Origin of the sequence: Streptomyces sp. NPDC021080, from assembly GCF_044333225.1 — a bacterium.
Classification (GTDB): Bacteria; Actinomycetota; Actinomycetes; order Streptomycetales; family Streptomycetaceae; genus Streptomyces.
In genome coordinates, this window is record NZ_JBIRQM010000003.1 from 501,222 (window position 1) to 519,875 (window position 18,654).

General features: G+C 72.1%; 13 protein-coding genes and 1 pseudogene. 8 read left to right on the forward strand and 6 right to left on the reverse strand.

Annotated features, from left to right (window positions below; all coding sequences use genetic code 11):
- Nucleotides 1-3: 3 nt before the first annotated feature.
- Complete coding sequence (locus ACH4S8_RS09510) at nt 4-1,656, forward strand: multicopper oxidase family protein (protein WP_398392120.1); 1,653 nt, start codon at nt 4-6, stop codon at nt 1,654-1,656.
- Between the two features lie 48 nt (nt 1,657-1,704).
- On the opposite strand, the gene ACH4S8_RS09515 is transcribed toward ACH4S8_RS09510, so the two are convergent.
- Nucleotides 1,705-2,127 (reverse strand): secondary thiamine-phosphate synthase enzyme YjbQ, encoded by a 423-nt coding sequence (locus tag ACH4S8_RS09515; protein ID WP_398392121.1) that lies wholly within the window; start codon nt 2,125-2,127, stop codon nt 1,705-1,707.
- 198 nt (nt 2,128-2,325) lie between these two features.
- On the opposite strand from ACH4S8_RS09515, the gene ACH4S8_RS09520 reads away from it, so the two are divergent.
- The gene (locus ACH4S8_RS09520; RefSeq protein ID WP_398392122.1) at nt 2,326-3,414 is read left to right on the forward strand and encodes an FAD-dependent oxidoreductase; all 1,089 of its coding nucleotides are present in this window, start codon (nt 2,326-2,328) and stop codon (nt 3,412-3,414) included.
- 246 nt (nt 3,415-3,660) lie between these two features.
- Here the strand turns inward: ACH4S8_RS09520 and mltG are convergent.
- Nucleotides 3,661-4,494, reverse strand: a pseudogene (gene mltG, locus ACH4S8_RS09525) (endolytic transglycosylase MltG); the annotation flags it as partial.
- Nucleotides 4,495-4,538: 44 nt separating this feature from the next.
- Complete coding sequence (locus ACH4S8_RS09530; protein WP_398392123.1) at nt 4,539-6,338, reverse strand: ABC transporter ATP-binding protein; 1,800 nt, start codon at nt 6,336-6,338, stop codon at nt 4,539-4,541.
- 114 nt (nt 6,339-6,452) lie between these two features.
- Here ACH4S8_RS09530 and ACH4S8_RS09535 point away from each other — a divergent pair, with 114 nt between their 5' ends.
- Both ACH4S8_RS09535 and ACH4S8_RS09540 read left to right on the forward strand, forming a co-directional pair.
- Entirely contained in the window at nt 6,453-6,908 is a 456-nt protein-coding gene (locus ACH4S8_RS09535; RefSeq protein ID WP_398392124.1) for a MarR family winged helix-turn-helix transcriptional regulator, read from the forward strand.
- Nucleotides 6,909-6,996: 88 nt separating this feature from the next.
- Nucleotides 6,997-9,942, forward strand: coding sequence for an FAD-binding and (Fe-S)-binding domain-containing protein (locus tag ACH4S8_RS09540; RefSeq protein WP_398392125.1), 2,946 nt, complete (start codon nt 6,997-6,999; stop codon nt 9,940-9,942).
- 74 nt (nt 9,943-10,016) lie between these two features.
- On the opposite strand, the gene ACH4S8_RS09545 is transcribed toward ACH4S8_RS09540, so the two are convergent.
- Both ACH4S8_RS09545 and ACH4S8_RS09550 read right to left on the reverse strand, forming a co-directional pair.
- Nucleotides 10,017-11,702, reverse strand: coding sequence for a peptide-N4-asparagine amidase (locus ACH4S8_RS09545; RefSeq protein ID WP_398392126.1), 1,686 nt, complete (start codon nt 11,700-11,702; stop codon nt 10,017-10,019).
- Between the two features lie 214 nt (nt 11,703-11,916).
- Nucleotides 11,917-12,675: a L,D-transpeptidase family protein gene (locus ACH4S8_RS09550; RefSeq protein WP_398392127.1), complete on the reverse strand. Its 759-nt coding sequence runs from the start codon at nt 12,673-12,675 to the stop codon at nt 11,917-11,919.
- A 214-nt stretch (nt 12,676-12,889) separates the two neighbouring features.
- Between ACH4S8_RS09550 and ACH4S8_RS09555 the strand changes: the two genes are divergently transcribed.
- The 4 genes from ACH4S8_RS09555 to ACH4S8_RS09570 all read left to right on the forward strand — a co-directional run bounded on the left by ACH4S8_RS09555 (nt 12,890) and on the right by ACH4S8_RS09570 (nt 17,793).
- The gene (locus ACH4S8_RS09555) at nt 12,890-14,755 is read left to right on the forward strand and encodes an ABC transporter transmembrane domain-containing protein (RefSeq protein WP_398392128.1); all 1,866 of its coding nucleotides are present in this window, start codon (nt 12,890-12,892) and stop codon (nt 14,753-14,755) included.
- The gene (locus tag ACH4S8_RS09560) at nt 14,752-16,623 is read left to right on the forward strand and encodes an ABC transporter ATP-binding protein (protein ID WP_398392129.1); all 1,872 of its coding nucleotides are present in this window, start codon (nt 14,752-14,754) and stop codon (nt 16,621-16,623) included. Before ACH4S8_RS09555 ends, ACH4S8_RS09560 begins: the two co-directional genes overlap by 4 nt.
- A 387-nt stretch (nt 16,624-17,010) precedes the next feature.
- The gene (locus ACH4S8_RS09565) at nt 17,011-17,481 is read left to right on the forward strand and encodes a DUF5709 domain-containing protein (protein WP_398392130.1); all 471 of its coding nucleotides are present in this window, start codon (nt 17,011-17,013) and stop codon (nt 17,479-17,481) included.
- Nucleotides 17,482-17,517: 36 nt separating this feature from the next.
- A complete protein-coding gene (locus ACH4S8_RS09570; protein WP_398392131.1) occupies nt 17,518-17,793 on the forward strand; it encodes a type B 50S ribosomal protein L31 in 276 nt (91 codons plus the stop codon).
- A 56-nt stretch (nt 17,794-17,849) separates the two neighbouring features.
- Here ACH4S8_RS09570 and ACH4S8_RS09575 read toward each other — a convergent pair whose 3' ends face one another.
- Nucleotides 17,850-18,644, reverse strand: a complete 795-nt coding sequence (locus ACH4S8_RS09575) for a metal-dependent hydrolase (RefSeq protein ID WP_398392132.1) — start codon at nt 18,642-18,644, stop codon at nt 17,850-17,852.
- Nucleotides 18,645-18,654 lie beyond the last annotated feature (10 nt).

Genomic DNA, 18,654 nt, shown 5'->3' on the forward strand with positions numbered 1-18,654 from the left:
TTCGTGAACAGCATCGACCGTCGTACCGTCCTTGCCGGACTGGGAGCGGCAGCCACCGGCCTGCTCGCCGCCTGCGGCAAGGACGCCCCCGACACTCCCTCCCTCCTCAGCCCCACCGGTTCCCAGGTCGCCCTCGTGGAGAAGAAGCGCAGCGCCACGGGCAGGGTCCGGAGCCTCAACGTGACCGCGGCGCCCGTCACCCTCGATCTGGGCGGCGGCGTCCTGGCCAAGTCCTGGGCCTTCAACGGCGAGGCTCCCGCCAAGGAGATCCGCATCTCCGCCGGCGACACGCTCGCCGCCGAGCTGTCCAACCAGTTGCCCAGCGGCACCACGACGTCCATCCACTGGCACGGCATCTCGCTGCGCGGTGACATGGACGGCGTCCCGCCGGTCACGCAGATCCCGGTGCGGTCCGGATCGAGCTTCGCGTACCGCTTCGTCGCCGACAAACCCGGCACGTACTTCTTCCACCCGCACGTGGGCGTCCAGGTCGACCGCGGCATGTACGCGCCGCTGATCGTCGAGGACCCCAAGGAGCCGCTGTCGTACGACGACGAGTGGGTCGTCGTCCTCGACGACTGGCTCGACGGTGTGACCGGCACGCCCGACGACGTCTTCGCCGAGCTCAGCCACGGCATGTCCGGCATGGACATGAACAGCGGCAGACCGAGGCGGCCTGCGTCGCGGCACCCGTCCATGGCGGCGTCCCCGTACGCCTCCCCGTCCTCGTACTCCCCCTCGCACGCCTCCCCGTACGCGCCCTCGTACGCCTCCCTGCACTCCCCCTCCCCCTCCCCCTCCGGTGACGGCGTGTCGACGCGGTTCACGCTGAGCGGCACCGCCAGTCCGCTGCTCGGCCATGACGCCGGGGACGTGAACTACCCGTACCACCTGATCAACGGACGCGTGCCGACCGACCCGGCCGTCCACACCGGCAAGCCCGGCAGCCGTGTCCGCCTCAGGATCATCAACGCGGGCGCCGACACCGCGTACCGGGTGGCGCTCGGCGGCCACAAGATGACCATCACGCACACCGACGGTTTCCCCGTCGAGCACGAGGAGGTCGACGCCCTGCTGGTCGCCATGGGCGAGCGGTACGACGTACTGGTCACCCTCGACGACGGCATCTTCCCCCTCGTCGCGCTCGCCGAGGGCAAGGACGTCTCCGGCATGGCCCTCGTGCGGACCGGATCGGGAAGCCTGCCGGATCCGGCCGTGCGGCCGGACGAACTGGACGGCCGGATGGTGACCGCCGACCAGTTGCGCGCGAGTGACGGCGCACGACTGGAGACCAAGGAACCCGACCAGGTCCTGCGCATCAAACTCACCGGCAGCATGCGCGCGTACGACTGGGCCATCAACGGCAAGCGGTTCGACATGAACAATCCGACCGCGGATCCGCTGATCGTCCAGGAGGGCCAGCGGGTCCAACTCGACTTCGTCAACGCGACGAACATGTGGCATCCGATGCACCTGCACGGCCACACGTACCAGCTCGGCGACTCCGGCCCGCGCAAGGACACGACCATCGTGCTGCCCAGGTCGCAGGTGTCCGTCGTCTTCGACGCCGACAACCCCGGACAGTGGATGCTGCACTGCCACAACGCCTACCACAGCGAGGCCGGGATGATGGCGCTCATGGCTTACGGGGCCTGAGTCCACGGAACTCGAATCCACAGAGCCCGGGGCCGGCCGGTCAGCCGGTCAGCCGAGGAAACTCAGCCGCACCTCGCGGTTCGGGTTGTCCCGGTTGGTGTCCACGAGACACACCGACTGCCATGTCCCCAGCTCCAGGCTCCCGTCCACCACCGGCAGGGTCGCGTGCGGCGGGACGATGGCGGGCAGGACGTGGTCGCGGCCGTGCCCGGGGCTGCCGTGGCGGTGCTGCCAGCGGTCGTCCGCGGGAAGCAGCGAGTGCAGCGCGGTCAGAAGGTCGTCGTCACTGCCGGCACCCGTCTCGATGATGGCGATCCCGGCGGTGGCGTGGGGGACGAAGACGTTCAGGAGGCCGTCGCGGCCCGCCGCGACCTCACGGAGGAATGCCTCGCAGTCGCGGGTGAGGTCGACGACCGCCTCCGACGAACCCGAGGAGATGTGCAGGACCTGCGTGGTGAAGGCATCGGACATGCCTCAATCCTCTCCCATACGCCGGATCCCGGCTTGTGACGACGCCCCCCGGTGGCCGGGCGCCCACGGCCGGCGGCGCCCGGCCACCGGTCCTGGACGAACGGCTGCCGGGGGCTTCCGCGACGGCTCGTCCGTCGGGTGGCTCACAGCGAGGTGCCCGGCGGGAAGATCCCGGAGCCCGGTCCGGTTCGTAGAAGCGTGAACGACATCGGGGTGAACGCGCGTGAGGTCGATGTGGTCGTCGTCGGGGCCGGTCAGGCCGGTCTGGCGGCTGCCTATCACCTGCGGCGCACCGGCTTCGAGCCCGGACCGGGCTTCGTCGTGCTCGACCACGCGCCGCACCCCGGCGGAGCCTGGCAGTTCCGCTGGCCGTCACTGACGTACGGCAAGGTGCACGGGATGCATTCCCTGCCGGGCATGGACCTCACGGACGCCGACCCGGACCGCCCGTCCTCGGAGGTCGTCCCGGAGTACTTCGCCGCCTACGAGCGCGCGTTCGACCTGCGGGTGCAACGGCCGGTCGACGTCAGGGCGGTCCGGGAGGGGACGGGTGGGCGGCTGCTCGTGGAAGCCGGCGACCGTACGTGGTCGGCCCGGGCGCTGATCAACGCGACGGGCACCTGGGACCGTCCGTTCTGGCCCCGTTATCCGGGCCAGGAGACCTTCCGCGGGCGGCAGTTGCACACGGCGCAGTACCCGGGCCCCGAATGGTTCGCCGGGCGGCGCGTGGTCGTCGTGGGCGGTGGCGCCTCCGGCACCCAGCATCTGATGGAGCTCGCCTCCCACGCGGCCGGGACCACCTGGGTCACCCGGCGCCCCCCGGTCTTCCGCGAGGGCCCCTTCACCGAGGAGTTCGGGCGGGCCGCCGTCGCTCTCGTCGAGGAGCGGGTCCGGCGGGGGCTGCCGCCACAGAGCGTGGTCTCGGTCACCGGGTTGCCGCTGAACGACGCGATCCGGCAGGCGCTGGCCGACGGCGTGCTGGACCGGTGGCCGATGTTCGACCGGATCACCCCGGACGGCGTGGAGTGGGCGGACGGGCAGCGCGTGGACGCCGACGTGATCCTGTGGGCGACCGGTTTCCGGGCCGCCATCGACCATCTGGCGCCGCTGCGGCTGCGCGAGCGGGGCGGCGGCATCCGGGTCGAGGGAACGCGCGCGGTCGCCGATCCGCGGATCCACCTGGTCGGCTACGGGCCCTCCGCCAGCACCATCGGTGCCAACCGGGCCGGCCGGGCCGCCGTACGGGACATCAGACGGTTGCCGGCGAACGCGCCGGTCGCCGTGTGACGCCCCGTACGCCTCTCAGTTCGTGGGTCAGTTCGTGGGAACGACCGTGGGGGTGTCCGCGGGAGGGGCCGTGGGCGGGGCCACCGGGGGGACCGAGGGCGAGGCCACCGCAGGAACCGTGGGAGACGCCACGGACGTGACCGTGGGCGAGGCCGCCTGCGGGGTCGTGGGCAAAACCGCCTGGGGAGCCGCGGGCGAAACCGCCTGGGGGGTCGTGGGCAGAGCGGCCCGGGGGGTCGTGGGCGGAGCCGTGGGCGACGCGCTCTTGTGGTGCAGCCGGTCGAACTCGGTCACGTTGCGCTGGTGTTCCTCGTAGCTGGCCGTGAAGCGCGTGTCGCCCGGCTTCACCGTGACGAAGTACAGCCAGTCGCCCGCGGGCGGGTTGACCGCGGCACGCATCGCCTCCTCGCCGGGGTTGGCGATCGGTGTGGGCGGCAGGCCCATGCGCTGATACGAGTTGTACGGGCTGTCGAGCCTCGTGTCCGCCTCGCTCGTGTTCAGGGTGGAGCGGTTCAGCGCGTAGTTGATGGTGGAGTCCATCTGCAGCGGCATGCCGCGCGCCAGCCGGTTGTAGACGACCCTGGCCACCTTGCCCATGTCCGCCTTGGTCGCCGCCTCCGCCTGCACGATGCTCGCGACGGTGACGGCCTGATAGACGTTCATCGCGTTGTGCTGCGCACCCGCGGCGATCGGCGCTCCGTTGAACCTCTTGTTCGCGGTGTCGACCATGAACGTCAGCAGGGACTCCGGCGTCGCCTTCGCGCCGATCGGGTACGTCGCCGGGAAGAGGTAGCCCTCGGGGTTGCCCCTGGCGTCGTTCGGGAGTTTGAGGTGGGCCTTCGCCAGGGACTTCTTGGTGGTGCCCGCCGGTACCCGGAGGACCTTGTCGACGGCGGCGTAGACCTGTCCCGAGCGCCAGCCCTCCGGAACGACGAGCGACGCCGGACGCCCGCCGTCACCCATGCTCAGCAGCGGCACCGCCACGGCGGTGGCCGCCACGACGGCGCCGGTCGCGATGAGGGCGACCCGCCCCCTGCGCGTCAGTCGGATCGTGCTCCGTGACGGAGTGTTCGTCTGCATAACGGGCACGGTAACGCGCTATTGCCCGCAAACCCGGCATATCGTCATCTCGTCGGCTCCAGTTGGGCGTCCCGGTGGACGAGCGCGGCGTAGCGCCCCTCCGCGGCCAGCAGTTCCTCGTGCGTGCCGCGCTCGAGGGCGCGACCCGAATCGAGGACGACGATCTGGTCGGCGCCGCGGATCGTGGACAGCCGGTGCGCGATGGTGAGCGTGGTGCGGTTGGCCGACAGGGCGTCGATGGCCTCCTGGACGGCGCGCTCCGTGCGGGTGTCCAGGGCGCTGGTCGCCTCGTCGAGGATGAGCACGGGCGGGTCGCGCAGGATCGTGCGGGCGATGGCGAGGCGCTGCTTCTCGCCGCCGGAGAACCGGTGGCCGCGTTCGCCGACGACCGTGTCGTACCCGTCGGGCAGCGAGGCTATGTGCTCGTGGATCTGGGCCGCCCGGGCCGCCGCGTGCAGTTCCTCGTCGGTGGCGTCCGGCTTGGCGAAGCGCAGGTTCTCGGCGACCGAGGCGTGGAAGAGGTACGTCTCCTGGGAGACGACGCCGACCGCGCGCGCGAGGGTGTCGAAGTCGAGGTCCCGGACGTCGACCCCGTCGAGGGTCACGCGTCCGCCCGTGACGTCGTACAGCCGGGGCACGAGATAGCTGAGCGTCGACTTGCCGGAGCCGGTCGGTCCGACGACGGCGAGGCTGCCGCCGGCCGGGACGGTGATGTCGATGCCTTCGAGGGTCGGGGCGCCCTTGTCGTCGTAGCGGAACTCGACGTCCTCGAAACGGATCTCGCCCTTGACCTGGTCGAGGTGGACGGGGCTCTCGGGCTCGGTGATGTCGATGGGCAGGTCGAGGTACTCGAAGATGCGCTGGAACAGCGCGAGCGAGGTCTGGATCTGCACACCGGTGGACAGCAGGCTGACCGTCGGCCGGAACAGGCCCTGCTGGAGCGAGACGAACGCGACGAGCGTGCCGATCGACACGGAGGGGCCGCCGAGCTGAAGGGCCATGCCCGCGGCCCAGTAGATGACGGCGGGCATGCCGGCCATGACGATGCCGATGACGGACATGCGCCAGCGTCCCGCCATGTTCGACCTCACCTCGAGGTCGACCAGGCCCTCGGACTCCTCCGCGAAGGACTTCGTCAGCGAGTCGGCCCGGCCCATGGTGCGCCCGAGCAGGATGCCGCTGACGGAGAGCGATTCGGTGACGGTGGCGGCCATCGCCGCCATCTGCTTCTGGCGCTGGGTGGTGATCTTCTTGCGTTCGTTGCCGACCCGGCGGCTGATCCACACGAAGACCGGCAGCAGAAGCAGGGAGACGACGGTCAGGCGCCAGTCGAGGGCCACCATCGCGACGACCGTGGCGACCACGCTCGTGAGGTTGGAGACCAGCGAGGTGGCGGTGGAGGTGACGGTCGCCTGCATGCCGCCGATGTCGTTGGCGATGCGGGACTGGACCTCGCCCGTGCGCGTCCTGGTGAAGAACGCGAGGGACATGCGCTGGAGACGGCCGTAGACCGCGGTGCGCAGGTCGTGCATCACCCGCTGGCCGACGGTCGTGGAGATCAGCGTCTGCAGGACGCCGAAGACACCGCTCAGGACGGCGCTCGCGATCATGCCGAGCGCGAGCAGGGTCAGCAGACCCGTACGCCCTTCGGGGATCGCGGTGTCCAGGATCGCCTTCAGCAGGAAGGGGGTGGCCACGCCCACGAGGGACGCGGCGCCCACCAGCAGGCCGACGATCGCGAGGCGACCGCGGTAGGGGCGGAAGAGGCTCAGGATGCGGCGCACCTGCCGTGGCTGTTCCTTGTCGGCGGGCGGCGGGCTCCAGGTGGAGTGTTCGGGGCGCAATGGACTCCTAGGAAATGGGAACTACAGGGACATCGGTGAGGATCCGACGACTGCCGGAGCCTAGCTCATTGTTACCTATACTCACAATGAACGGCATCCTGATATTGTTCCCGCATGACCACCCCCGATGCCGACGGCCTGCTCGCCGAGCAGCTGCTGCGTCTCACGCGCCGCGTGCACCGCATCCAGAAGCGCCATCTGGAGCAGCGCGAGCTGGGCATCACCCCTGCTCAGTCACGGCTGCTGCGCACCCTCGCGCACTACGCCTCACCGCCCCGCATGGCCGATCTCGCGGAGCGCCTCGAAGTGGTGCCCCGTGCCGTGACCACGCTGGTCGACGGCCTGGAGGCGAGCGGCAAGGTGCGCCGGGTGCCCGATCCCACCAACCGCCGGGTGATCCGTATCGAGGTCACGGACGACGGGCGCAAGGCGCTGCGGGAGCTGCGCGCCGCGCGCCGCGGCGCCGCGGAGGAGATCCTGGCTCCATTGACGGACGAGCAGCGCGAGGTGCTCGGCGGGTTGCTGGACACCTTGGTGGACGGCATGCCGCGGGTGGAACACCGGTGCTGAGCGGGCTCGGGGCGGTGCGCCGCCGCTGAGGCGGCCCGGCGCGACGCACCGCCCTCCGCCGCTGCGAGCGTGTGAGGAGTGGTCCGCGATGCCGCTGCTGGAGCCCGACCCCGACAAGCTGCGCCCCCGCACCCGCCCGAAGGCCCCGGCGGCCGACCGGGTCCCCGGGGACCGCGCCGGGGGGACTCCCGAGCCGCTGCGCGGCGACCTGATCGCCCTGCTCGGCGCCGACAAGGTGCTGACCGGGATCTCCGACCTGGTGCGCTACGCCTCCGACGCCAGCCCCTACCGCTTCGTGCCGCGGGTCGTCGTGGTCCCCGAGGACATCGACGACGTCTCGGCCGTGCTCTCGTACGCCCATGGCAGGGGTCGCGAGGTGGTGTTCCGCGCGGCCGGGACCTCGCTCAACGGCCAGGCGCAGGGCGAGGACATCCTCGTCGACGTCCGCCGGCACTGGAAGGGCGTCGAGATCCTGGACGACGGAGCGCGGGTCAAGGTCGCTCCGGGCACGACCGTCGCCCGCGTCAACGCCGCACTCGCCCGGCACGGGCGCGTGCTCGGCCCCGATCCGGCCAGCGCGGTCGCCTGCACGGTCGGCGGCGTGGTCGCGAACAACGCCTCCGGCATGACGGCGGGCACCACCCGCAACTCCTATCGCACCCTCGCCTCGCTCACCTTCGTGCTGCCGACCGGCACGGTCGTGGACACGGCGGAACCGGACGCCGACGAGCGGCTGGCCCGGGCGGAACCGGCCCTGTGCGCCGGGCTCATGGAGCTCAAGGCGGAGATCGAGGCGGACGCCGGGCTGGTCGACCGCATCCGCGCCAAGTACGCGATCAAGAACACCAACGGCTACCGCCTGGACGCCTTCCTCGACGGGTCGACACCCGCCGGGATCCTGCGCGGCCTGATGGTCGGCTCGCAGGGCACCTTCGGCTTCATCTCGGAGGTCGTCTTCGACACCCTGCCGCTGGACCGCCGGGTCTTTGCCGCGCTGCTCTTCTTCGGCTCGCTGCCGGCCGCGGCCGCCGCCGTGCCCCTGTTCACCGCCGCGGGCGCCTCGGCCGTCGAGCTGATGGACGGCAACACCCTGCGTGCCTCGGTGGCCGTCGAGGGCGTACCCGCGGACTGGGCGGATCTGCCGGGTCCGACGACCGCGCTGCTCGTCGAGTTCCGCGCCCCGGACGAGGCCGCGCGGGAGGCGTACGAGGAACGGGCCCGCGCGGTGCTGGAGGGACTTCCGCTGGTGTCGCCGGTGCCGTCGGTGACGAACTCCCTCACCCGTGACCGGCGGACCGTCGCCGGCTACTGGAAGGCCCGCAAGGCGTTCGTGACGGCGGTCGGCGGGGCGCGTCCGTCCGGTACGACACTGATCACGGAGGACTTCGCGGTGCCGCCCGAGCGGCTCGCCGAGGCCTGCGAGGCGCTGCTGGAACTCCAGACCCGGCACGGCTTCGACGCCGCCGTCGCGGGCCATGCCGCCCACGGCAACCTGCACTTCCTGCTGGCCTTCGACGCGTCCAGGCCGGCCGACGTGGAGCGCTACGCGGCCTTCATGGACGCGTTCTGCCGGCTCACCGTCGAACGCTTCGACGGCTCGCTCAAGGCCGAACACGCCACCGGGCGCAACATCGCGCCCTTCCTCGAACTCGAATGGGGGCCCAGGGCGACGGAGTTGATGTGGCGCACGAAACGGCTGATCGATCCGGACGGCGTGCTCGCGCCGCGCGTCGTGCTCGACCGTGATCCGCGGGCGCACGTCCGGGGCCTGAAGACGATCCCGCGTGTCGAGGCGATCGCCGACCCCTGCATCGAGTGCGGCTTCTGCGAACCGACCTGCCCCAGCCAGGACGTGACCACGACACCGCGCCAACGGATCGTGCTGCGCCGCGAGATGATGCGCCAGCCCGACGGCTCCCCGGTCGAGGGCGCGCTCCTGACGGCGTACGGATACGACGCCGTCGACACCTGCGCGGGCGACTCGACCTGCAAGCTCGCCTGCCCGGTCGGCATCGACACGGGCGCCCTGATGAGGACGTTCCGGGGCGCCCGGCACTCGCCGCGCGAGGAGAGGGCGGCCGCGCTCGCGGCACGGCATTTCCGCGTGCTCGAAGCCTCCGCGCGGCTGGCCGTCGCCGCCGTGGACCGGATCGGCGCCGACCGGGTGAACGCCGTGACGCGGGTGGTCCGCAGGGCCGTACGCCCCGATCTCGTGCCCGAGTGGCTGCCGCGGATGCCCGGGGCCGCCGCCTCCGTCATGCCGCGCACCGAACGTGTGGGGGCCGTGGCCGTCTACTACCCGGCCTGCGTCAACCGCGTCTTCGGCGGTCCGGGGGACGTGTCGCTCGCGCGGGCCGTCGTCGAGGTCTCCGCACGCGCGGGAAAGCCGGTGTGGATTCCCGAGGATGTACGGGGAACGTGCTGCGCGACGATCTGGCACTCCAAGGGGTACGAGGCGGGGAACGCCGTGATGGCCAACCGTGTCGTCGAGGCGGCCTGGGGCTGGACGGCCGGCGGAAGGCTGCCGCTCGTCGTGGACGCCTCGTCGTGCACGCTCGGCATCGCGCGCGAGGTCGTACCGCATCTGACCGCCGACAACCGGGAGTTGCACGCCGAGCTGCGGGTCGTCGATTCCCTGGTGTGGGCCGCGGAGGAGCTTCTCCCCCGCCTCACCGTGCACCGTACCCTCGGCTCCGCCGTGCTCCACCCGACCTGCTCCATGCGGCACTTGGGCGACGAGGCACAGCTGCGCGCGGTGGCCGAGGCGTGCGCGGACGAGGTGGTGGTGCCCGACGACGCCGGGTGCTGCGCCTTCGCGGGCGACCGCGGCATGCTCCACCGGGAACTCACCGAGTCGGCCACCCGTGAGGAGGCGGCGTACGTGACCTCACACCACTTCGACGCGCATCTGTCGGCCAACCGTATGTGCGAGGTGGGCATGGATCACGCGACGGGCCGCGGCTATTACTCCGCCCTGCTGGCGCTGGAGCACGCGACCCGTCCCGGCGCGGGGCGGGCCGTCCGGTCCCCATGACCCGGCCGGCCCGCGTCCGTCTCCCCGGCCCCGGCCGCCCGGCCCGTCGCCCGGCGCGCCGCGGGTGACCGGTCTCAGCAGCCTGCGCGGTCCCGCGTGAGCACCCCCTGCACGGTGACCAGGGAGCGGTCGTAGCAGCCGGCCGAACCCCGCAGGCGATAGCGCTCGCTCGTCGTGGCGACCGCATGACGCTGGTCGCGCGGTACACCGGCCGTGTACGTCGCGTCACCCGTGTAGGTGTCGTCGAGCCGTGACCACGCGGTGGACCGGCCGCCCGACGCCTCGGCCACGGCGGCCCGGTCGCCGAGCGTCAGCACGGTCCGCAGCCGGCCGTCCGCGCCGAGGGCCGTCATGCCGTCCATCGTGTACGTGCGCCGGGTGCGCGTCGTCACGGCGGGTCCACGTCCGTCGACGGTCACCACCTCGTCGTCGGTCCACGTCGCGCCGAGGCCGTCCGTGTCCTCACCCTCGGTCCAGCGGTGCGTGGAGCTGTTCGCGAGGGTGCGGCCGACGGTCGTCAGCACCCGGCCGTGCGAGGTGTCGAGATACCCGGCGACCGTCAGCCGATGCCCTCCCTCGGTGTCGACACGGTTCTGCGAACCGGGCGTGTAGGCGGAGGCGTTGGTGACCTCGCCCGCCTCGGCCCGGACGAGCGCACCGCTCACACGGGCGCGCTTCGCGTCCTGCCGGACGAGCACGTTGACGGGCAGGCTCCAGCCCGGCTGCCCCTCGGGCACGCCGACGACGGAGACGTCGATCCGGTGCGGACGCCCGTCGTCGAGCAGCCCGGCGAACGGGGTCAGGTCGTACTCGATGGGCTTGACGGCGAAGGCGCGGGGCCCCGGAATCACGTACCAGAGGAAGGGGTTGGACCACCCGCCGGTCCACACGGTCGGGAACGGTGCGGCGATTCCCGCGAGTTGGCCGTCGACCCTGATCTGCACCTCGCGGTAGGGGCCGTCGTCCGCCTTGCAGGAATAGGGTGCCTCGCCCGGGACCGTCAGGTACCAGACCTCCTCGCAGCCACCGCCGGACCCGGTCGCGTACACCTCGGCGATCACACGCTCGCTGTTGCGCGGGGTGGTCAGGGTGCCGTCCTCGAGGGTCAGGACGCGGTCGGGGGTCACGGCCGGCCTGCCCGCGTAGAACGTCAGGGTGGCCTTGACGTCGAGAACACCGGTGTACGTGTCGTCGACGACGTTCCCGATCAGCATCTCGACGTCCTGGCTCCGCCGGAACGTGTCGCTGTAGCGCGTCACGTCCGTCTCGACGGACCACTCGATGCCGTCGGGCGACGGCTCCGGGGTGGAGGTACGGAGGATTTCCACCCCGCCGACGTGCAGATAGCCGAGGCGGTCGAACTGGCGGCCCTTGACCTTGCCTTCGAGCCGGAGCACGACCTTGCTCCAGCGGTCGCCGCAGCCCGACGGCGGGGTGTACGTGCCCACGTAGGGCGTGAAGTCACGGAACCGGGCCTCGGCCAGCGTGACGTCGCAGGACGGCCCGGACGGCCTGCCGACGGACGGGGCGGCGGTGACGGGGTCGTGCCAGTCGCTGCCGAACTCGGCGGGCACGTCTGCTGATCCACCGACGCGCGCGGCGGGGGCCGCCGACGCGTGAGCCGCGACGGACGCGGTGGAGACCACGGACGCACGGTCCGCGACGGACGCGGTGGCCGCCGGAGCCGGATCGGCCCCGAGAAGGGCACTCGCCACGAGGGTCACACCGGCGAGCATGGACATGATGACCGGTCTACTCATGTGCGGTGTTCTACGGGGCGGTCGAGACGACCGCAATGGCGCACCGACGCTCCCCGGCCACCATGCCCGGGCTCGGCGGCTCGGCGGCTCGGCGGCTCGGCAGCTCGGCGGCTCGGCGGCTCGGCGGCTCGGCGGCTCGGCGGCTCGGCGGCTCGGCGGCTCGGCGGCTCGGCGGCTCGGCCCGGAACGCCGGTCGACTGGGCGTGGATACGCCTTATGCCTTGAGATCCGCCTTGTCCCCCATCACCACCACGGGGTGCTGCTGCGGGTCGAGTGTGCGCAGGAGGTACTCCATGGCCGACTTCGACAGGCTCACGCAGGCCGACGTGCCGCTGCCGTGGTCCATGTGCAGCCAGATGCCGCCACCCTTGTCGTCGCCCCAGGGACGGGTCGGATCGTCCGGCGGATTGCCCCTGAGACGGTTGTAGTCGATGGCGATGACGTAGTCGAAGTCGTGCCAGTACGACTTCCCCCACTCGTGCGGAGCCTGGAACGTCTCCGACTGCGTGTACGGCAGCCGGGCGCCCGGGTCGTCGAGCACGCCGCCCGCGTCGCTGAGCGTGAACACCCCGACGGGGCTTCGCTTGTCGCCCTCGTGGTGGTCGGCGGTCCAGCCCTTCCTCCCGTTGTGCGCGGCCCAGCTGCGCGTCTTCTCCCAGTCCGTACCGGACTTCGTGTACAGCACGGCCGTGGACTCCGCGGAGTCCTCGCCCTCGCCGTAGACCGCCAGGACCTGACGGGAATCCGACGGGATCCGCCGCTGGAGCCGGTCGCCCACATCGGGGATGCGCGTCGGGTCGGCGGCGGGCGCACTCGTACGAGCGACCCCGCCGCGGGCTCCAGGGTGGCCCTTCGCACCGCCGCCGCTTCCGCCCTCCGGGCCGCCGCAGGCCGAGAGCGTGACCGCGACGGCCCCGCAGACCATGGCCGCGAGCCCCGTACGCACCACGCCGTTCTTTCGCATGCCGCCCATCCTCGCATCACGTATCGGACGAATCACCCTCCTCTCCCGCCCCGGCCAGTCGCGGTCGCGCCTGGGCCGGTTCCTTGCGGTGGGGCGGAAAACCGTTTGCTTTCGACCACGCAGCGACGCGAACCTTTCACGGTTTGCTGTCGGCCTCCAACGGCCGGACGGCTGCCGGAATCCGGAGCACCCTCCATCGCCTGACACGAGCCACTGGGACGTCATGCAGATCCAAGACCTTCCGTATCCCGACCCGGGTGTGCCCGACGCACGCTCAGGTCCCCGCTTCCTGTGGTGGCTCGGCCGCAATCAGCTCGGCGGACAGTTCAAGGCCCTGGCCTGGGGTCTGCTGCACTTCCTGGCCGTCTCCGCCCTGCCGTTCTGCGTCGGTCTGGCCGTCCAGTCCGTCATCGACCGCTCCGGCACCCGGCTCGCTCTGGCAGGAGCGCTGATGGCCGCCTGCGGCGCGTGCATCGCCCTGGGTGAACTCATGCTGCACCGCACCGCGGTCACCAACTGGATCACCGCGGCCGCGCGCGTCCAGCAACTGCTGGCCCGCAGGACCGCGCTGCTGGGTTCCGCGCTGACACGGCGCGTCGCGGCGGGCGAGGTGGTCGCGGTCTCCACCGGCGACGTCGAGAAGATCGGCTGGTTCGTGGAGGGAGTGTCCCGGTTCTCGGCCGCCGCCGTGACGGTCGTGGTGGTCTGCGTGGCCCTGGTCGTCTACCAGCCGGCCCTGGGGGTGATCGTCGCCGTGGGCGTGCCCGTACTGGCGGTGGCCGTGCTGCCGCTGCTGCCCCGCGCCACCCGGCGCGCCGACTTCCAGCGGGAGAAGGCGGGCCGTGCCACCGAGCTGGCCTCCGACACCGTGGCGGGTCTGAGGGTGCTGCGCGGCATCGGCGGCGAGGAGCTCTTCCTCGACCGCTACCGCCGCGCCTCCCAGGAGGTCCGCCGGGCTGCCGTGCACAGCGCGCGCATGTGGTCGCTGATCTCGGCGATCCAGGTGCTGCTGCCGGGTCTGCTGATGATCGCCGTCGTCTGGCGCGGGGTGCAGCTGGCCCGGGACGGCCGGATCGAGGTCGGTGAACTCGTCACCGTGTACAGCGCCGTCATGCTGCTCACCTACCCTTTGCGGCATTTCGAAGAGATTGCCATGGCCTATTCCTTCTCGCGTCCTTCGGCCAGGCGAGCGGCCCGGGTGCTGTCCCTGGAACGGGCCGTGGACAGCGCCGGCTCGCTCGCCGCGGAGGTACCGGGCGGCGATCTGTACGACCCGGTGACCGGTCTGCTGGCTCCCTCGGGCCGGCTCACCGCCGTGGTGTGCGGGGACCCGGACGCGGCGGGACTGCTGGCCGAGCGGCTCGGCGGCCATGCCTCCGAACGGGTCGAGGACGTGCTCGGCGGTGGGCCGAAGGGCTCATCGGTCGTCCTCGGGGGCGTTCCGCTGGACGAGCTGCCCCTGGAGAGCGCCCGCACCGCCGTCCTCGTCCAGGACAAGGACCCGGTGCTGCTGTCCGGTTCTCTGCGCGAGCTGTTCGACGTGCCCGCGTCGGGTCTCGTGAGCGCCGAGGCAGCCCTGTCCGCGGCCCAGTGCGACGACGTGCTGGACGCGCTCACCCAGGGGTCGCTCGCCGCCGAGGACCCGATGGACGCGCGCATCACGGAACGCGGGCGTTCCCTGTCCGGGGGCCAGCGCCAGCGGCTCGCGCTGGCCCGGTCGCTGATCACGGACCCCGAGGTGCTCGTCCTGGACGAACCGACCTCCGCGGTCGACTCGCACACCGAGGCCCGGATCGCCGACGGAGTGCGCTCCCTGCGCGCCGGGCGTACGACCGTGGTCCTCACCTCCTCTCCCCTGCTCCTGGACCACGCGGACCGGGTCGTCCTCGTCCACGAGGGCGAGGTCGTCGCGGTCGGCGTGCACCGCGAACTGGTGCACAGCGAACCGCGGTACCGGGCCGTCGTGACCCGGGAGACCGAGGAGGAGGCCGCCGCCGAGACCGCGGACCGGACCGCTCTCGGCGAGGTGACCGTGGACGACGAGGCCGTTCTCGACGGCGTACTGGAAGAGATCGAGGAAACCGCATGATCGGCGTGGCGCCACCCGCGTACGACCCGGCCGCCCCGACGACGGCGAACACGCTGCCCGTCGGCGCGCCCGCGACCGTACGCGCCTATGTGACCGAGCTGTTCCGTCGGCACCGCAGGGCCTTCCTGCTTCTGGTCTCCGTCAACGCCGTGGCCGTCGTCGCCTCGATGGCCGGGCCCTATCTGCTGGGTTCTGTCGTCGAACGCGTCTCGGACCACGCGCACGACCTCCATCTGGGGACCACCGCCGCCCTGTTCGTCGTCGCGCTCGTCGTCCAGGCCGCCTTCGTGCGGCAGGTGCGGCTGCGTGGTGCCGTGCTCGGCGAGCGGATGCTGGCGGATCTGCGCGAGGACTTCCTCGTACGGTCGGTCGGTCTGCCGCCCGGCGTCCTGGAGCGGGCCGGGACGGGCGACCTGCTGTCCCGCATCACCACCGACATCGACCGGCTCGCCAACGCGATGCGCGAAGCCGTCCCGCAGCTGGCCATCGGTGTCGTGTGGGCGGCACTGCTGCTCGGCGGACTCGCTGTCACGGCCCCTGTGCTCGCTCCCGCCGTGCTGGTCGCCGTTCCGCTGCTGGTGGTGGGCTGCCGCTGGTACTTCAAGCGGGCGCCCGCCGCCTACCGCTCGGAGGCGGCCGGCTACGCCGCCGTCGCAGCCGTCCTCGCCGAGACGGTCGACGCCGGGCGCACCGTCGAGGCGCACCGTCTGGGCCGAAGCCGTATCGAGCTGTCGGACCGCCGGGTCCGGGAATGGACGGCATGGGAGCGCTACACGCTCTATCTCCGGTCGGTTCTCTTCCCGGTCGTCAACATCACGCATGTGACGGTGCTCGGTTCGGTCCTGATGATCGGCGGGTCCCTCGCTCTCCAGGGCTGGATCGGGGTGGGCCAGCTGACGACGGGTGCGCTGATCGCTCAGATGCTCGTCGACCCGGTGGGACTGATCCTGCGCTGGTACGACGAGCTGCAGGTCGCCCAGGTCTCGCTGGCGCGGCTGGTCGGTGTCCGGGACATCGAGCCGGACGCGGGCGACCCGGCCGTGGCACCGGAGGGACGCGACGTGCGCGCGGACCGGGTGCACTTCGGCTACCGCGCGGGGGTGGACGTGCTGCGGGAGGTCTCCCTCGCGGTTCCGCCGGGCACCCGGCTCGCCCTGGTCGGTCCGTCCGGTGCGGGCAAGTCCACGCTCGGCAGGCTGCTCGCCGGGATCTACGCGCCCCGGGACGGCCGGATCACCCTCGGCGGCGCCGAGCTGTCCCGGATGCCCGCGGAGGAGGTCCGGGCGCACGTCGCGCTGGTCAACCAGGAACACCATGTGTTCGTGGGCTCGCTGCGCGACAACCTGCTGCTCGCCGTCCCCCGCTCCCGGCAACACCAGGACGCGGAGCAGGAACAGAGGCAGGGGAAAGCGCAGGGTCCGGGTCCGGCCAAGACTCCGGGCGAGGACGCCGCCTCCGTCGACGCCCGGCTGTGGGCCGCTCTCGGCGCGGTCGACGCGGCCGGCTGGGCACAGGCGCTGGACGACGGTCTGGACACCGAGGTCGGCTCGGGCGGGTTCGCGCTCACTCCGGCCCAGGCCCAGCAGATCGCGCTGGCCCGGCTGGTCCTGGCCGACCCGCACACCCTGGTCCTGGACGAAGCGACCTCGCTCCTCGATCCTCGGGCGGCTCGCCATCTGGAGCGTTCGCTGGCCCGTGTCCTGGACGGCCGTACCGTCATCGCCATCGCCCACCGCCTCCACACCGCCCATGACGCGGACGTCATCGCCGTCGTCGAGAACGGCCGTATCAGCGAACTCGGCAGCCACGACCAGCTCGTCGCGGCGGACGGCGCCTACGCGGCACTGTGGCGGTCCTGGCACGGGTGAGCGCGCTCCCCGGCCGAGGCCACCGGCCACCGCGCGCGAGCCCGTCCCCCGGCGGCCCCGCCTGCCCGCCGGGTCCGGGGCGGGTGTCAGCCGGCTGTGGGCCCGGCCGGTACGGTCTCGCCGCGTGCCGGGAACAGGGCCGCAGCAGGCCTCCGCCCGGCCCGCGAGAGGCCGGGCGGGCCGGATGCCGGGCCTTGTGGCGCTGCTGGTCGGCCCCTGTGGCGTTGCGCGGTGCCGAAGGGGGGTGGAAGGCTGGTTGTGGGCACCCGCTCGGGGGACTCCCGGGAACCAACCGGTTCGCGGGGGGCGACGCCTGTGTCCTCGGGCCCGCGCGCCCGCCGTCGAACACGGCGGCACCGGTCCCGTCCGCACCCCCTGGAGGTACCCGTGGACAGCGCCGACGGATGGGGAGACGACGTCTACCAGCCCGACGGATCCGAGGTACAGGACGACGCGGGGCTGCTCGACGCCGAGGACACACTGGTCACGGACGGCGTGAGTGACCCCCTGGACCGCGGCTGGTCCCCGCCGGAGCGGCCGTGGGCGGTCGAGCACCGCGGAGTGACCGCCTCGGAGCGCCGCGCGGGCGAGACCCTGGACCAGCGCCTCGCCGACGAGCTGCCCGACATCGCCGAATCCGACGGAGACGGCATCGGCGACTGCGAGGGCACCGACGGAGAGCCCCTCGACAACGAGGTGGGCGCCCTCCGTTCCGGCCGTCTGGTGGCCCCGAACGAAGGCGCGCACGAGGACGAGGAGAGCGGGCTCATCGCCACGGACATCGGCATCGACGGCGCCGCGGCCTCGGCGGAGGAAGCCGCGATGCACATCGTCGACGAGGACGCCGTGTCCGGCTGACCCGCAGGCGTCCCGCGTCTCCCCCGAGGAGTTGCCATGCAGCAGGAAAAGCAGCCCGACTACCGCCCCGTGGTGTTCCGCGACCGAGCCGCCGGCTACGCCTTCCTCACGCGCTCCACCGCGACGAGCGAGAGGACCATCGACTGGGACGACGGCGAGACCTACCCGGTCGTGGACGTCGAGATCTCCTCGGAGAGCCACCCCTTCTACACGGGCAAGGCCCGCACGGTGGACTCCGAGGGGCGTATCGCCCGGTTCGAGCGACGCTTCGGAGGCGGGGAAGAGGGGTCCGGCGCAGGGGAGAACGGCTGAGCGCGACGGGCGTCCCCCATCGAGTGAGGAACGCCCCGCCGCCGGCCCAGCCGGACTCAGATGAAGTTCAGCGCGGCCGCGCAGCCCACGGCGCCCAGCAGCATGAACACCGGCGTCAGCACCTTGAGCTCGACCCAGCTGCCCGCGCGGAAGCGCATCGCCTTGGGGGGACCGATCGGGTACCAGCGCTTGCGGCCGATCGGGATGGGCCACAGGATCGGGCAGCCGGACACGGTCAGCGCGTCCCCGATGTCGTGCACCAGGGCACCGAGGATGACCGGCAGACCGAGCCACAGGTACTCCTGGCCCGGCGCCGTGAACAGCCAGTCCGAACCGTTGCCCGGCTTGTCCAGGGTCTGCGCGAGGATCCACGAACTCGTCGCGGCGAGCAGCCAGACCAGGACGTTGCTGCTGGAACCGCGGGCGGCCCGCCACAGCAGGCCCTCGATGGCGAGCACCATGTGCACGAAGAGGATGCCGAGAACCGCCCAGCGACCGCAGGTGATCGCCAGGACCGCCGTGCCCGATCCGACCGCCACCGCCCACACCCAGGTGTGCGTCAGCGTGCGGTGTCCGCCGTTGCGCCGGGGGTCGCCCGGCTTCCTGGTGCTCTTGTAGGCGGCGTAGGAGAGCTTGTCGACGATCTCGCACAGCCTTCGCGACACCGGTCCGAAGGCGTTCGAGATGGTGGCGGCGTGGTGGTCCAGATCCGGGGCGAGAGCGGCACCCGCGCAGATCAGGGCGCCGACGAGCAGGACCGGCCAGGGCATGGTGTGGCCGGTCGCGGCGGCCGCCGCTCCGACGCCCAGCCAGGCCGTGGCCCCCGACAGTGAGTGTGCTGGTCCCATCATGGCCGTTCCC